Below are 15,365 nucleotides of genomic sequence, written 5' to 3'. Positions count from 1 at the left end.
ATCTTTGTCCCCTAACTTTCGGCGAGTCCCCCCAGACTTTTTGAGAAGCTTCCTCCAACAATTGCTGATTTTTTTCTTTTTCTAATTCTTCCTCTTTAGTAATGATAGTCGATTCTTGTTGATTATATTTCACTAAAAATTGGTTAAAATTAGACAAAATTTGCTCTTTTGTTTCGGGAAATGTCTCTTGTGTCATAATTGTAATTTTCTCGGATGAAAATAGTGGAAATTCACATAACCTATGAGATGAGGTTTAGATCAATTTCCTTAATCTAAGTTGCATATTGACTTTTTAGTCAACAAACGCATGATGTACTGATATTGATTTTTTAGTCAAGTATCATTGAGAAAAAAGTTACCCAGGAGAAACCGTGAGTCAAAATTTTGGTCAAGTGATACGTCAAAGACGCAAAAAGAAGGGATATAGTCAAAGGGAGTTAGCCGAAAAGCTAGAGATAGATTTTACTTATTTATCCAAGTTAGAAAACGAAAGGGCTAAATATCCTCCCAAGGAGGAGGTTATTAGAAACTTAGCTACTTATTTAGACTTAGATGCAGACGAGTTAATCTTTCTTGCAGGGAAACTTCCCGAAGACAACGAGGACTTTTTGCGAGAACACTATAAAAGTATGCCCACTTTGTTCAGAAGAATGAAAGAAAATCCCAAATTTGCAGAAAAAATCTTCAATCAAGCCATAGAAGAGGATAAGGAGGGATAATTGTGCAAATATTTAAGCCATTTCGTTTTATTCCCAAAAAAACAATCGAACAAGAAACCATTAAAATTTTACAGGAGATGGAAAAAACCCCAAACTACCGCTTAAAATTTCCCATAGATACCAGTCGGGTAGCAGAATTTTTAGGATTGGATGTGGTTTGGGATGCTATTCCTAACGACGAAAAGGGGATGATTGCTGCGAAGATTTTGCCCTTAGAAAAGTTAATTGAAGTCAACGAATTAATTCCCCAATTAAGGGGGGGTTTTGGAGAATCTACTATTGCCCACGAAATTGGACATTGGGCGTTGCATATCGATCAAGATGTTGTAAAAAAATGTTTGTCGATGGAAAACACTATCATTAAAGTTGAACCTTTATTATGCCGTAACGAAGTTAAGTTAAAAGGAATTGAATGGCAAGCACAATATTTTGCAACTTGCTTATTGATGCCTCGTTTTAAATTAGAAGAAATCTCTAAAAATCGTGATTTAAGGCAGTGGAAAGAACTGTACAAAATTGCCGAAGAATTGGGAGTAACTATCTCTAATTTAGTTCATCGTTTAAAAGATTTAGGATGGATAGAATTTAAAGAAAAATCTCGTCACATTGAACTGAAAAGATACAATCTTGTGAAAAACCATTAATGCTTAATTAGATTTCTTTTTGATCTTTGAATAATAATTCAAAAATAGAAACAATCAACTTACTAAGGCAATTTCTCCCTTATTAATGCGCCAACAACGGTCAGAAATGGCTAGTAATTCATCGGGGTCGTGAGATACAATCAGTAAAGTCCAATGTTGCTTTAATTTAGATAAAAGCTTAGCCAACTGTTGTCGCATTGACCAATCTAAGCCGGCAGTGGGTTCATCTAGTAATAATAAATTGGGTTGACGAATCAATTGAACAGCTAGAGCTAAACGTCGTTGTTGCCCACCACTAAGACGATGGGGAGAAGTATTAAGAGGAATATCCTCCAAACCCACTTCTCCTAAAGCATTTCTAATATTTTCTGTGGTAATTTCTGGATGACCTAAGCGTAATTCTTCTAAAACATTGCTACCGCAAAAATGCCTTTCAGGAAACTGAAATACCAAGCCGCAGAGCTGTTGTAAATCTAAAAAATTTAATTCTTGATCCCGCCAAAAAATACGCCCTTTTGTTTGTTGGGCTAACCCTGCCAAAATTTCTAATAAAGTAGTTTTCCCCGAACCACTAGGACCCACTACCAGTCCCAATTCCTGTGACCCTAATTCTAAATTTGCAGCCTTTAAAATTGGTTCAACAGTTGCAGCAGGATGGTACATAACATCTTTAAGATATAACATTACTTAACCCCTAATTTTTGGAAATTTATATTAACAAATAAGTGTATCACCTGTTTCTTTTCTATTCTACATAAAAAACTACCATCAAAGTTGATGGTTAAGTTATTATGAGGAAGTGAACAGAACCATTAAATTCTAAATCCTATGTCAAATGATAACTTATCCCCTGCCATATCCCAAGAACCAAGGTATGAACCCGCTGCAGTGATTCCTGTTAAACGGGACTCATCTATTATTAACTGGTTAGAAGCAACGAATCGCCTAATTTATCGTGAACAAGAAGAGACAAAAAGTATCCTGGAAGAAGATGCAGAAATTTCCGATTTAATCGATGTCGATGACAACTACGATGACGACGACGATGATATCTCCCTAGAAGACGAAGATTAAGTCCTAGATAACTTTGAGGGGAACAATTCTGAAGTTTCCCCTTTCAACCCATTTAGTTGATGTTGAGCTTGTAATTGTATTTGAACTGCTGTGGTAGATGCAAAATTTTCTCCCGAAATATCCCTAAAAAAACCGTCAGGAAGTAACTTGTTAGTGTTATTAACGGTGTTATTGTTGCTTCTTGTCCTAGGTTTTGCTCAATTTTTTGGTCAATTGGCTGCTTTTAGCCAAACATTACTGCTTCCTTTGGGAATTTCCGCTGCCGTTACTGGTGTCATTGGTTATGGTGTTGTGCCTTTCTTGCGAAAGTTAAAAGCAGGGCAAGTGATTCAAGAAGACGGACCACAAACCCACCTCACCAAAGCAGGAACCCCAACTATGGGGGGAATCTTTTTTGTTCCCGTAGGCACTACAATCGCACTAATTGGTTCAAAATTAGCCCCATTTGTTATTGCAGTCTCCTTAGTTACTTTAGCCTATGGAATTATTGGCTGGATAGATGACTGGCAAATTTTACGGCAACAATCCAATAAGGGATTGACACCCCGTATGAAACTGATTTTACAAATTGCCATCGCTTCTGGTTTTTGTGTCTGGATGGCTTTAACCCAACCTTCCACCCTTACCGATGTTCTTCTACCAGGGGGTTTAGTTCTATCTTTAGGGGTTTTATTTTGGGGTTTAGCGGGATTCGTTCTGGTAGCGGAAAGTAACGCCACCAACCTCACCGATGGGGTAGACGGATTAGCCGGTGGAACCGCAGCTCTAGGATTTTTGGGATTGGGTATTTTAGTTGCCACTAATACACCAGAATTAGGTGTTTTTTGCGCTTGTATGAGCGGTAGTTGCTTGGGATTTGTGCTTCATAACCGTAACCCTGCTACTGTGTTTATGGGGGATACCGGTTCTTTAGCCTTGGGTGGTTCCTTGGCAGCAGTGGGAATCATCAGTGGCAATCTCTGGGCCTTATTTGTAGTTAGTGGCATTTTCTTCATCGAATCCCTATCAGTCATCGCCCAAGTTAGCTACTATAAAGCAACAAAAGGGCCCGACGGTGTAGGAAAAAGACTACTAAAAATGGCACCATTGCACCATCATTTAGAATTAAGCGGTTGGTCTGAAACCCAAATCGTTGGGGTTTTTTACTTAGTGAATGCAGGATTAGCCGCATTAGGGATTATTTCCTCGTTATAGGAAGTGAAACACTCCCAACCTTGACAGTAAACAGATCGGCTAAACCTCGCTCACGGTTTTATTGATCAAGACGATTATCGATCCATCGCTTGGCTTTGCGGATCGCTTCTTTGGAGGTTGAAGCATAGGGGACAGCAACCATAGTCCCCAAGGGATAGCTCACCCATACGCTATAAATTTCTTGCCCGTTGTCCTCCCCGCGATCGAGTTCAACACTGTAGCCGCGATAGGAAAAAGAAAGAATGATCTTCAGATAATCTGGGTCTGCAATAATCATAATTGATATGTTTTGAAAGGTGGGGTTTTCCAATACTTTTAGTATTCCCTTCTGAGAGGAAATAAAGATTAGGTAGTGATTCTCATGTTCATAAGTTCTATCTTGGCAAGTTAGTCTAAACTCCAGCAATAATAGGCAAACTCAGACCCTAAACCCTACACCTCTAATAGAAGGGAGATGGGAGATGATTGATGCAAGAGACTAATTAAACAAAAGCAAACTGATTAGAGTTTAAGTCTAAGTTATCGCTATTTTTCACAATAGCCACTAACTCATCCTCCATACCAGCAACCTTTAAAAAGATCCCCTGATCGTTACTACCAGAAGGAGAAACACCGATAGAGTAGTTATCAGCTATTCCGTGTAATTGAATGACATCTTGGGAAGAGTCAAACCCAGAAATGTCTAGGTAATCTTGTTGTCCGTAGACATCGTACAACGATTCTTGGGCATTCCCGACAACAAAAATGTCCCCATTCCCTGTCCGTGTCTGTTCAGGAACTAAACCAGTCAAAGAGTCACCTTTGAGGGAACCTGTTAAAGTCCCTGTTGCTTCGATCGCCAAAAAGTTAACATCCTCCGTAGTGTGATTAGTTTCGCTATCCACACTGGTATCTTCTTCTAACATGATTTGAACATCCCCGTTGCTCAAATTTTGATACCGTAATCCTGAAGGATCTGGACCATTATAACTACCAAAATTCCCCAGAAATTTAGGAGCCTCGTCAAAAGCGTTACCAAAATCTAGGGTGTACCAGTCTTGGTTAACGTTATTTCCTGTATTCCCTGCTATGAAAGCATTTCCATCCCATTCACCTGTTCCCGAAGAAATAGCTACCCAAGCAATAGTTTCTGCACCCCGTACATCATTAAAACTAGCCTGTTCTTCTTCTAAAGCCAGATCAAATCCATTCTGAGTGATGTTATTTTGACGAGTTCGTACAAAGGTAGCATCGTTATCCGTTTGAACTTGGGTTAAAACCACCGGAGCATCGGTAAAATCGTACTCGAAGGTTATATCATACCAATCGGAACGGGTAGTAGCATTGGTGGTGACAGTACCCACTTCAATAATTGTCCCATCGGACAATTCCCAGATACCTTCCTCTAGCACCAAGAAACTAAAGGTTTCTTCTGTATGGTTGCCATTGTGGGGATTTTGGTTGATTAAAGTGGTTTCTTGCACTTGAACAGAAAAGCGATCGCCTTGAATATCGGTAATTCTAGCTATAGAAGGGTCCGAACCATTATAAGATAAGGGTTGAGCAAAAATAACAGGGTTATTGAAATCATCCTCTAGAACAATGGTTTGATTTTCATGGTTTAAATCGGTGATTTGACCTATTTGAGCTACAATTTCATTATTATTTGGAGCATACGCCGATCCCGTTAGAGTTCCTGTTGCTTCGATCGCCAAAAAGTTAACATCCTCCGTAGTGTGATTAGTTTCGCTATCCACACTGGTATCTTCTTCTAACATGATTTGAACATCCCCGTTGCTCAAATTTTGATACCGTAATCCTGAAGGATCTGGACCATTATAACTACCAAAATTCCCCAGAAATTTAGGAGCCTCGTCAAAAGCGTTACCAAAATCTAGGGTGTACCAGTCTTGGTTAACGTTATTTCCTGTATTCCCTGCTATGAAAGCATTTCCATCCCATTCACCTGTTCCCGAAGAAATAGCTACCCAAGCAATAGTTTCTGCACCCCGTACATCATTAAAACTAGCCTGTTCTTCTTCTAAAGCCAGATCAAATCCATTCTGAGTGATGTTATTTTGACGAGTTCGTACAAAGGTAGCATCGTTATCCGTTTGAACTTGGGTTAAAACCACCGGAGCATCGGTAAAATCGTACTCGAAGGTTATATCATACCAATCGGAACGGGTAGTAGCATTGGTGGTGACAGTACCCACTTCAATAATTGTCCCATCGGACAATTCCCAGATACCTTCCTCTAGCACCAAGAAACTAAAGGTTTCTTCTGTATGGTTGCCATTGTGGGGATTTTGGTTGATTAAAGTGGTTTCTTGCACTTGAACAGAAAAGCGATCGCCTTGAATATCGGTAATTCTAGCTATAGAAGGGTCCGAACCATTATAAGATAAGGGTTGAGCAAAAATAACAGGGTTATTAAAGGTATGATCGAGAACGATTGTTTGACTCTGGTGGGTTAAGTCATTAATTTGACCCATTTGAGCAATAATGTCATTGTTAGGATCGGGATCAGGATCTGGGTTAGGATCGGGATCAGGATCTGGGTTAGGATCGGGATCTGGGTTGAGATTGCTATCAGTGTAAATAACTTGGATTTGATTGTTGGGGTTAGCGTAATAATTCACTAATTCAACAGAGCCATTGCCGCCTAAATTGATGATCAGGTTTTGACCACTTCGGGTTTCGTTTACTTGATTAGAAGCATAATCTAGCTTGAGGATATCTTCGGCTGTTCCATAATAGATTTTATCTTTTCTTGTGTTGCGATTCGGACTATAACCACTAATCTCATTGCTTGCATCGTTGAGATAAATTTTGTCATCACTTTTGGAGTTAATCAAGTTCTCTACTTCAAAACCATAAGCTATGGCAGTAGAATAAGAAGTGAATTGGTTAAATGTTCTACTAAGAAGCCCTCCACCTCTTAAATCAAGATGAAATCCACTATTTTGATGATTTAAGCCAGAAAAATCTAAGGTATCTTTCCCACCAGAGTCCCAAAGGGCTTGTTTGGTACGGTGGTTCGTTTCCAGCAGGGAAACCCCATTAACACTAACTTGATCGATGTATTCCCCAAAAACATAGGTAGTGTCTCCGTCGTTATGGGTTTTAGCCCCATACAATTGTTGTAAACCCGCTATATCGAGGGGCATAAAGATCCCTGCGGAGTTCCCTGTAAAACTATAAGTCATTACCGAATAATCAGTATTATCAAGGTTTTCAGGTAATACAGTGCCGCTAAAAGTGTGGGCGAGTCCCAGAGCATGGCCTAATTCATGCACTAAAGTCATGTAGCCATGTTTTCCAGGATCGTGTCGAAATCCGTTGGTATCCCCAAGGCGATCATAACTAGAGTTAAAATGGATATCCCCTGTGCGGCTTGAAAATCCAGGATAATAAGCGTATGCGTACTTTGGACCATCAGAGTTTTGAATACGAATCTGACCATAAGTATTGGGAGCAGTTTCATCAACTTCTACAAAGTCAATATCGATAACATTTTCTAACCAAGCAAATATATCTCTATAATTATTTTTCACTGCGTTACTAACTTCTTTTACGCCTGATTCACTGCCATAGTAGGAGTTAACAAAGTCATCATCTTCAAAGAAGCTATAGGTAACCACCCTATCTGGACCTGGATACCATTGACGACCAGATAAAACTGCCTCAATGGGCGGAGAAATTGTTTGAGAATTAGGGGAATTAGAGCCGTTTTCACCAGTGTTGTTATTATCAGCACTGTTATCGTTATGATCATGATTATGGTTATGATCATGATTATGGTTAGTATTGTCATCAAGGCAAGAACAAGAAGAGCACATTTTTATGATCTCGATCACAGCAATTAAATAAAATACTATAAAGATCAAATAAATTTGCCACTGTAATAAATACGTTTTTATGTATTTTTAATAAAATCAAAATATGAATTATTACTCACAGTGAATGCTGTTAGACAACATCACTGAAAATATTTTTTAATGTTTATTTTAAATAAAAATACAGAAAAATTATTAAATGAATAACCACAAATCATTCTCTCTAAATTTAATTAGAGTAGTTTTACATAAGTAAAATACTTTAAATCGTTTTTTTGTTCTCTATTTTGCAAATTGCTGCAATTTATACGAAGTAAAACGAAGAAAATTTATCTGTAATTTTTTTAAATTCTGAGTAACTGAAATTTCTCTGAAAGCATTAGTTACTCGATCATTATTATCGAGAAATTTCCGAAATATTACCTTGAGTTAATTGGGTAATAATATCTAAACAATAGTCTTGAGAACCACGATCGCAACGTAACCACGCGAGATATTCCTTATTACCAGCAGGTCCGGTGATTGGAGAAGGGGTTAAACCGCAACATAACCACCCTAGATGATAAGATGTCTGTAAAACATGATAAATAGCTTGACTTTGATCGCAAGGATTTTTAACTACGCCTTTTTTACCGACGCGCGATCGCCCTACTTCAAATTGGGGTTTGATCAATAAGATAACTTCTCTCGGTTCTACTAAGAGTTTCCATAGTGGTTCTAAGACTTTGGTTAAGGAGATAAAGGAAACATCCATCACTCCTAAATCTGCTGGGGGATTATTTTGATATAGTTGTTGAGGGGTAAGATAACGAAAGTTGGTTCTTTCTTTGAGGATCACTCGGGAATCTTGACGTAATGACCAAGCGACTTGACCATAACCCACATCTACCCCATATACTTGTTTTGCCCCTGCTTGCAATAAACAATCAGTAAACCCCCCTGTAGAAATGCCACCATCGAGACATGTTCGGTCTTCTACAGCGATCTTAAAGAGTTTTATGGCTTTTTCGAGCTTGAGGCCCCCACGGGAGACGTAGGGGGGTTTTGCTTTGAGTTCGATGTCCGCTGCGATTTCAACTACGGTTCCTGGTTTATCGATGATTCTTTGATTGACTTTAACGTCTCCGGCCCGAATACAGCGTTGCGCTTGTTGACGGGAGGAACAGAAATCACGTTCTACTAAAAGCAGATCCAGACGGAGTTTAGACAAAGAACATACAGAGTACAGAGCTACACAATTATAGATTCACTCACTTTTAAAAGCAAGAGGATACCCTAACCTACCTGTTCCAAATACTGTACTAAATCGTCGACAATACGAGTCAATTCTGCTTCTGTGGTTAAGCGAATTTTATCATCTCGTAATGTTAATAAAACTTTGGCCGCAAAGGGGCTAGGATAAATGTTGGGGTTACAAAAAACTTCCAGGAATACTTCTTCCGTATATCGATATTCCATTGGTTTTTCTGGTTGTGGTCGTCCCCCACCTCCTGAATTGGCGGCTACTGTTTTCAACCGTTGCATTAATTGATCAATTTCTGATTTAAGAGATCTAGCAGCCTCAGCAGAAAAATTAAATCTAACCGATCCTTGCACTAAATTAAGGGTAAGTTGAGTCATTCCAAACACGATGATAGAACTAAGATCCTTATTATCTCAACTATGGGTTAACATTGTTCCTGATGGCACGCAAGTATAAATTTTTCAAGACCAATAGGAGGGAAGATAGAAAAGATACATTTTGTTACAAATGTACTCAGAAAAGTCCGAAACAGTTTAATCTAGATGCTGATTCACTTTTAATAAACATCTAGTTTTAACAAGATGTTGAGAACATCTAAACTCTATCGAGGAGTAAAATAGCAATTTTTCATGGGAGATAGTTGAAATCCAATGAGTGTAAAAGCAAGTGGTGGAAGCTCGTTAGCAAGACCCCAACTGTATCAAACCGTTCCCGTCTCAGCCATCAGTCAAGCCGAGCAACAGGATCGGTTTTTAGCCAAGACAGAACTCAATCAATTAGTTACATATTTCCAGTCCGGACAAAAGAGACTGGCCATTGCCCAAATCATAACGGCCAATTCAGATTTGATTGTGTCCCGTGCCGCTAACCGGATCTTCACTGGGGGTTCGCCCATGGCGTATCTAGAAAAACCCCCAGTACAAGAACCTCAAGAGATGGCTATGGCTGGTGTTACCCAAACCACCCAACCAGGGGGAGTGACCTATGTAGAAAGCGGTGGCGGTGGTGGTGGATTTTTGGGAGGTTTACGTTCCCTATTCACTTCTAGTGGCCCTATTCCCCCTGGGTTTCGTCCCATCAATATTTCTCGTTATGGGCCGAGCAATATGCAGAAGTCCTTGAGGGATATGTCTTGGTTTTTGCGGTACGTCACCTATGCCATTGTGGCGGGTGATCCCAGCATTATAGTGGTCAATACCCGTGGTTTAAAACAGGTACTAGAAAGAGCTTGTTCCATCGATGCCACCATAGTGGCACTGCAAGAAATGCGGGCTGCGTCTAGGGAGTATTTCAGCCAAGATAAAGAGGCAGAAGCCATTGTTACAGAATACTTTGACATTCTGATTACAGAACTCAAAGCACCCACACCCTCCAATAAGTTACGTCAACGCCCCTCTGATGATTTACAAGGGTTAGAACTGCCCCAAAGCTACTTTAATGCTTCTTTAACCCGTCAAAAATTTGCGATGAAGCCGGGCTTATCCGAATCTGAGAAAGGGGAGATCATTCGGGCTGCCTATCGTCAACTGTTTGAAAGAGATATTACCAAAGCTTATAGTCAGTCTATTTCTTACCTGGAATCTCAGGTGAAAAATGGGGACATCTCTATGAAAGAGTTTGTCCGGCGACTATGTAAGTCTCCTCTGTACCGTAAACAGTTCTTTGAACCGTTTATCAACAGTCGGGCTTTAGAATTAGCGTTCCGTCACATTCTCGGACGGGGACCAAGTTCTCGAGAGGAAGTTCAAAACTACTTTTCAATTGTCTCTGAGGGTGGACTACCTGCCCTAGTGGATGCCTTAGTGGACTCTCAAGAATACGCTGATTATTTTGGAGAAGAAACCGTCCCCTACTTACGTGGTTTAGGCCAAGAAGCACAAGAATGCCGTAACTGGGGAATGCAGCAAGACCTATTTAACTATAGCGCGCCCTTCCGCAAAATACCCCAATTCATTACCACTTTTGCCAAGTATAATCAGCCTTTACCGGATCAGCACGTATACGGTTCTGGAAATGATCCCCTAGAAATTCAATTTGGAGCGATCTTCCCGAAAGAAACCCGTAATCCTAGCAAGAGTCCCGCTCCTTTCAACAAAGATACGAAGCGGATTTTGATTCATCGTGGTCCTGGTATCAACAATCAAAACAGTAACCCTGCAGCCCGTAGTCAGTTTCCTGGTACTTTGGGGGCAAAAGTCTTCCGTTTAAACAACGAACTGCCGGGAAGCAGTAACGGTGCTAGTGTTAAGTTTGGGGAGAGTACAACGCAAGCGGTTATTCGTGCTGCCTACCGCCAAGTATTCGGCCGAGATGTTTACGAAGGACAACGGTTAAAAGTAGCGGAAAATAGACTAGAAAATGGAGACATTACTCTCCGAGAGTTTATTAAAACCTTAGCTAAGTCCGAAGTATTCCTCAAAACCTACTGGACTCCTTTTTACGTAACCAAAGCGATCGAGTACATTCACCGTCGTCTTTTGGGTCGTCCTACCTACGGTCGTCAAGAAATCAATTCTTACTTTGATTTGGCTTCTAAAAAAGGCTTTTATGCCATTGTGGATGCTATGCTCGATAGTGACGAATACACCGAAGCTTTTGGAGAGGATACAGTTCCCTACGAACGGTATTTGACCCCTGCGGGAATGCAGTTACGCATGGCTCGTCCTGGGACCATCAGAGAAGATATTGGTCAACGGGTTGATAAGGAAGTAACCCCAAGGTTTGTAGAACTTGGTGAAGTAAACACCAATCGTACCGAACCAGAAATCAAATTCCGAGTCAATCAAGGGGTTAGTACCCAACGTCAGCAAACAAAGATCTTTAAGTTGTTAACCACAACAGATAAAGTAGCCTTACAAAATGCCATTCGTGCTGCTTATCGTCAGATTTTTGAAAGGGATCTCAATCCTTATATCATTCAGGCTGAATTTACTTCTCTTGAGAGTAAGCTAGGTAACGGCGAAATCAACGTTAAAGAGTTTATTGAAGGATTGGGTTGTTCGGATCTCTACATTAAGGAGTTCTATGCTCCCTATCCTAATACTAAGGTCATCGAGCTAGGAACTAAACATTTCTTGGGTCGTGCGCCTCTAACTCAAAAAGAAATTCAAAAATACAATCAAATTCTGGCTAGCCAGGGTATTCGTGGCTTTATTGGGGCAATGGTCAACAGTATGGAGTATCTCCAGTTATTTGGAGAGGATACGGTTCCCTATCGTCGCTTCCCCACTCTCCCTGCGGCTAACTTCCCTAACACCGAACGCTTGTACAACAAATTAACCAAGCAAGATCAGGAGTTGGTGGTTCCCAGTTTTGAACCTGTGGTTAAAGTGGGAGGTTGATTTTACTGAATCACTTCTTGATTTGATGGAAAAGGCGCGAGTCATCGCGTCTTTTTTTTTATGTCTAGTGTTAATCTTGATCTATTTTTTCTGAAGATTCAAAACAATCATTCTCTATTTTCTGACGATGGTTTTGAGAACTTGTTTGATTTTTTTCCGAGGTATTAATCGGTTGTTTGACCCAAGAAAAACGGCTCGGAATAGGGGTACGAGGTACAGCTTGTAATCCCTGTAGCATCTCTGATAGGTGCAGTCCTTCTGGTTTAGCTTCTTTCAGTTTATGCCACACAGAACGGGACATTAATAAATTATGTTCAATAGGGTTGGCTCCTAATTTTTCCAGATATTCTTGTCGCTCGTGCTGATAGTCTGCCGATACTAACTCTAAACTTTGACTGGGAAATTTTTGAGCAATTTGTGCCATTTGTGCTAATAACTTGGGATAGAGCCAAGTATAAGCCGGATGGACAATTAACTGCGCTTGATGGGGTTGAGAACCATCTCTGGAGAAAGTTATTTTAAAATAACCAATAGCGGCTTTTCTTTGGGGTTCAAAAACATAACCTTGGGCAACTTCTTTCTGCTGCAGCCACTGTTGCCATTTTGAACAGAATCCCTTGAAAAAAGGAGTTTTAAAGTCTTGTGGGTTGCGATCGAAAACTTGCCTTAATAAAGGAGGCATAGAAACGCAATCTAACTGGTACAACAAATGAGCATCAGCGTTGCTAACTGGGAGTAAATTCGGTAACTCGGAATTTTCTTGTGATAAGGTTTGTAGTAACTCAGAACCCAATAACCAATAAGTTAATTGAGCTAGGGGTTGGAAGCCGTTTTGACGATACAACGCTAGGGTGTTCTTCTCATTAACATTAACTTCTAGTACCCAGGTTCTTGCTTCCCAAACGGTTTCTAGACAATGGCGTAACAGTTGAGAAGCAACGCCTTTAGGATTAGTTAATAACTCGGGTTGTTCCTGATCACAAGCTACCATAACCCGTTCTACACGCCAGGTACTACGACCAAGATTGAAGGGGGAGATATGAATAAACCCTTTTAGTTGTTTGATTCGCAGATCAGATGGATGAGGTAACTCAGCCACATAAACACGAAAATGATTTTGAAAGCTATTGGGGAACAAGCGAAGACATTTCAGAACTCCAAACCAGCGTCTCACCTGTTGTAGTTGTTCTGAGAAAGAAAGGGAACTTTGAGCTACCTGGTTAGTCTCGGTGGTAATACCTTCTAACCAGTTAAGATCCCGATATTGTACGGGACGGATCAACGCTTTTGGATAATTATCAGAAGTTGCTGTCATGAATCGCACTGAGAAGTAGACCACCTAATATATATATTAACCATTTTTAGGTGTTTCTTGTTTAACCACTGTAATTGGAGGTGTAGTGAGTGCAATAAACAATTCCTTGACCTTTGAGATTAATTAGGTTTGAATATAGGGTATTGGATATAAATATATGTTTACGTTTAAGTAATATACTTGGTGATTAATAGCTAGTAGCCTATAAAATTGATCGCTCCTAAATTTGTTCACTCCATCTTAATTCTAAGAATCATGATATGCGAATCCTCATTTACTCTTACAATTATTACCCTGAACCTATTGGTATTGCCCCTTTGATGACCGAGTTAGCAGAAGGTTTAGCGAGGAAAGGCCATAGCGTACGGGTTGTTACAGCTATGCCTTGGTACCCTAACAGTGAAATTGCACCCGAATATAAGGGAAAATTGTACTTAACCGAAAATCTGAATGGGGTAAGAGTTCAACGGAGTTTTGTCTGGATTTCTCGCCACAGGAGTTTCAAAAATCGGGCTTTGTTCGAGATTAGTTTTGTTGTTCTGAGTTTTTTCCAGGTTTTAAACGGTTCTCGTCCTGAGGCAATTTTCCTCACTATTCCTGGGCTACCTGTGTGTGTTCCGGCGGCTATTCTTAGTTGGTTATATCGAACACCTATTATTTTGAATTTACAGGATATTTTACCAGATGCGGCGGTTCATGTGGGCTTGATTCGTAATCCAAAAATGATTAGTTTGTTCAAATGGTTAGAAAATTTTGCTTATAAAACAGCTACAAAAATTAGTGTAATTAGTGATGGTTTTACAGAAAACCTTTTACAAAAACAAATTCCCCAAGAAAAAATTACTGAGATTCCTAATTGGGTAGATGTTAACTTTATTAAGCCCTTAGATAAAGAAGATAATTACTTTCGTCAGGAAAACGATCTACAAGGTAAATTTGTAGTTCTTTATTCAGGAAATATTGCCTTAACTCAACCGCTCGAAATTCTTATCGATGCGGCGATTAAGTTGAACCATATTGAAAATTTAGCAGTTGTTATTGTAGGGAAACAAGAGGCGTTAGAAAGATTAGAAAGATATTGTCAGAGGAAAAAGGCTACCAACGTAATTTTAAGACCTTTTCAACCTAGAAGTAAGTTGCCAGAAATGTTAGCCGCAGCCGATGTTGGCATGGTGATGCAAAAACACAATGTAATTTCTTTCAATATGCCATCAAAAATACAAGTGTTATTAGCTAGTGGAAGAGCTATTATTGGTTCGGTTCCTCTCAATGGAACTGCAGCTAGAGCAATTAAAAAAAGTGGTGGGGGTTTAGTGGTTCCCCCGGAAGATGCGGAGGCTTTAGCTTCAGCTATAGAGCATTTATATGCAAACCCTCAATTAGTTGAATCTTTAGGAGAAAGGGGTCGAGATTATGCTAAGAGAGTTTACAATTTTGACTTTATTTTAGATAGGTATGAAGAATTACTTTTATCGTTAAAAAAACCTATCAAAAAACTTAGTCAACTTTTATAATATCGACTTATTGATAATCTTATTCTTCATCAAAATCCATATCCAATTTTTGAAACAGATTTAATAAATCATCGCTAATGTCAAATTCCTTGGCAAGATCATTTAAACTTATATTGATATTGGGTTCAGCTTGAATTCGTTTCTTGAAATACTCCAAGATTTGTATCTTAAGGGCATAAGCTCCGATATTTTCAATATCTTTAACTTGAATTTTAGGGGACTCTAAATTATTTTGTTCAATCAACTTTAACAACTGGTCACAATATTCTGTAATGCTATGGTCACTAGCACTATAACCAGTATAAGAATGATATTTTTTTGTTTTTCCATTTTCATTAATTATTCGTAACAATTGATATTTTGACCTATCATTTTTCAACTCTAGTCTTAGCATACAACCTTCACGGTAGTAACCACCTATCATACTTTTAGGAGGAAGATCGGGTACAACCCAGACTCCGCACTTCAAAATGTAGTATAAAAAAATACATAGTTTTAAAAAG

General features: G+C 39.4%; 13 protein-coding genes and 1 pseudogene. 6 read left to right on the top strand and 8 right to left on the bottom strand.

Annotated features, from left to right (window positions below; all coding sequences use genetic code 11):
* Positions 1-196: pseudogene (locus tag P9B04_RS02230) on the bottom strand (hypothetical protein); the annotation flags it as partial.
* Between the two features lie 175 nt (positions 197-371).
* Between P9B04_RS02230 and P9B04_RS02225 the strand changes: the two are divergent.
* Together P9B04_RS02225 and P9B04_RS02220 are read left to right on the top strand one after the other, a co-directional pair.
* The gene (locus P9B04_RS02225; RefSeq protein WP_342053368.1) at positions 372-719 is read left to right on the top strand and encodes a helix-turn-helix domain-containing protein; all 348 of its coding nucleotides are present in this window, start codon (positions 372-374) and stop codon (positions 717-719) included.
* A 2-nt stretch (positions 720-721) separates the two neighbouring features.
* On the top strand, positions 722-1,363 hold the full coding sequence (locus tag P9B04_RS02220; protein WP_342053367.1) for an ImmA/IrrE family metallo-endopeptidase: 642 nt from the start codon (positions 722-724) through the stop codon (positions 1,361-1,363).
* Positions 1,364-1,417: 54 nt separating this feature from the next.
* Here P9B04_RS02220 and P9B04_RS02215 read toward each other — a convergent pair whose 3' ends face one another.
* Positions 1,418-2,047, bottom strand: a complete 630-nt coding sequence (locus P9B04_RS02215; RefSeq protein WP_342053366.1) for an ABC transporter ATP-binding protein — start codon at positions 2,045-2,047, stop codon at positions 1,418-1,420.
* 144 nt (positions 2,048-2,191) lie between these two features.
* Between P9B04_RS02215 and P9B04_RS02210 the strand changes: the two genes are divergently transcribed.
* Positions 2,192-2,437 (top strand): DUF3134 domain-containing protein, encoded by a 246-nt coding sequence (locus P9B04_RS02210; protein WP_342053365.1) that lies wholly within the window; start codon positions 2,192-2,194, stop codon positions 2,435-2,437.
* A gap of 90 nt (positions 2,438-2,527) precedes the next feature.
* Positions 2,528-3,631, top strand: coding sequence for a phospho-N-acetylmuramoyl-pentapeptide-transferase (gene mraY / locus P9B04_RS02205; protein WP_342053364.1), 1,104 nt, complete (start codon positions 2,528-2,530; stop codon positions 3,629-3,631).
* 58 nt (positions 3,632-3,689) lie between these two features.
* On the opposite strand, the gene P9B04_RS02200 is transcribed toward mraY, so the two are convergent.
* The 4 genes from P9B04_RS02200 to P9B04_RS02185 form a co-directional block, all read right to left on the bottom strand.
* Entirely contained in the window at positions 3,690-3,941 is a 252-nt protein-coding gene (locus P9B04_RS02200; protein WP_342053363.1) for a hypothetical protein, read from the bottom strand.
* Between the two features lie 172 nt (positions 3,942-4,113).
* Positions 4,114-7,452: a M10 family metallopeptidase gene (locus P9B04_RS02195; RefSeq protein ID WP_342053362.1), complete on the bottom strand. Its 3,339-nt coding sequence runs from the start codon at positions 7,450-7,452 to the stop codon at positions 4,114-4,116.
* 394 nt (positions 7,453-7,846) lie between these two features.
* The gene (locus tag P9B04_RS02190; RefSeq protein ID WP_342053361.1) at positions 7,847-8,659 is read right to left on the bottom strand and encodes a TlyA family RNA methyltransferase; all 813 of its coding nucleotides are present in this window, start codon (positions 8,657-8,659) and stop codon (positions 7,847-7,849) included.
* 65 nt (positions 8,660-8,724) lie between these two features.
* The gene (locus P9B04_RS02185) at positions 8,725-9,069 is read right to left on the bottom strand and encodes a hypothetical protein (protein ID WP_287139287.1); all 345 of its coding nucleotides are present in this window, start codon (positions 9,067-9,069) and stop codon (positions 8,725-8,727) included.
* 273 nt (positions 9,070-9,342) lie between these two features.
* Here P9B04_RS02185 and P9B04_RS02180 point away from each other — a divergent pair, with 273 nt between their 5' ends.
* A complete protein-coding gene (locus P9B04_RS02180; RefSeq protein WP_342053360.1) occupies positions 9,343-12,033 on the top strand; it encodes a phycobilisome rod-core linker polypeptide in 2,691 nt (896 codons plus the stop codon).
* Between the two features lie 70 nt (positions 12,034-12,103).
* Here P9B04_RS02180 and P9B04_RS02175 read toward each other — a convergent pair whose 3' ends face one another.
* Positions 12,104-13,348: a GNAT family N-acetyltransferase gene (locus tag P9B04_RS02175; protein ID WP_342053359.1), complete on the bottom strand. Its 1,245-nt coding sequence runs from the start codon at positions 13,346-13,348 to the stop codon at positions 12,104-12,106.
* Between the two features lie 260 nt (positions 13,349-13,608).
* Between P9B04_RS02175 and P9B04_RS02170 the strand changes: the two genes are divergently transcribed.
* Positions 13,609-14,862, top strand: a complete 1,254-nt coding sequence (locus P9B04_RS02170) for a glycosyltransferase family 4 protein (protein ID WP_342053358.1) — start codon at positions 13,609-13,611, stop codon at positions 14,860-14,862.
* A 19-nt stretch (positions 14,863-14,881) separates the two neighbouring features.
* On the opposite strand, the gene P9B04_RS02165 is transcribed toward P9B04_RS02170, so the two are convergent.
* Positions 14,882-15,365 (bottom strand): hypothetical protein (locus P9B04_RS02165; RefSeq protein ID WP_342053357.1); only part of this gene is annotated, 484 nt, incomplete at its 5' end.

Origin of the sequence: Crocosphaera sp. Alani8 (assembly GCF_038442745.1) — a bacterium.
In the GTDB taxonomy this organism is placed as follows: Bacteria; Cyanobacteriota; Cyanobacteriia; order Cyanobacteriales; family Microcystaceae; genus Crocosphaera.
The sequence above is the reverse complement of the archived record's forward strand: the minus strand, read 5'-3'. Positions and strand labels throughout refer to the sequence as shown.

Bases quoted from the DNA above. Each gene is read 5' to 3' on its own strand.
- P9B04_RS02215 (WP_342053366.1), bottom strand. From the start codon at position 2,047: ATGTTATATCTTAAAGATGTTATGTACCATCCTGCTGCAACTGTTGAA.
- P9B04_RS02210 (WP_342053365.1), top strand. From the start codon at position 2,192: ATGTCAAATGATAACTTATCCCCTGCCATATCCCAAGAACCAAGGTAT.
- P9B04_RS02195 (WP_342053362.1), bottom strand. From the start codon at position 7,452: ATGTGCTCTTCTTGTTCTTGCCTTGATGACAATACTAACCATAATCAT.
- P9B04_RS02185 (WP_287139287.1), bottom strand. From the start codon at position 9,069: ATGACTCAACTTACCCTTAATTTAGTGCAAGGATCGGTTAGATTTAAT.
- P9B04_RS02180 (WP_342053360.1), top strand. From the start codon at position 9,343: ATGAGTGTAAAAGCAAGTGGTGGAAGCTCGTTAGCAAGACCCCAACTG.
- P9B04_RS02175 (WP_342053359.1), bottom strand. From the start codon at position 13,348: ATGACAGCAACTTCTGATAATTATCCAAAAGCGTTGATCCGTCCCGTA.
- P9B04_RS02170 (WP_342053358.1), top strand. From the start codon at position 13,609: ATGCGAATCCTCATTTACTCTTACAATTATTACCCTGAACCTATTGGT.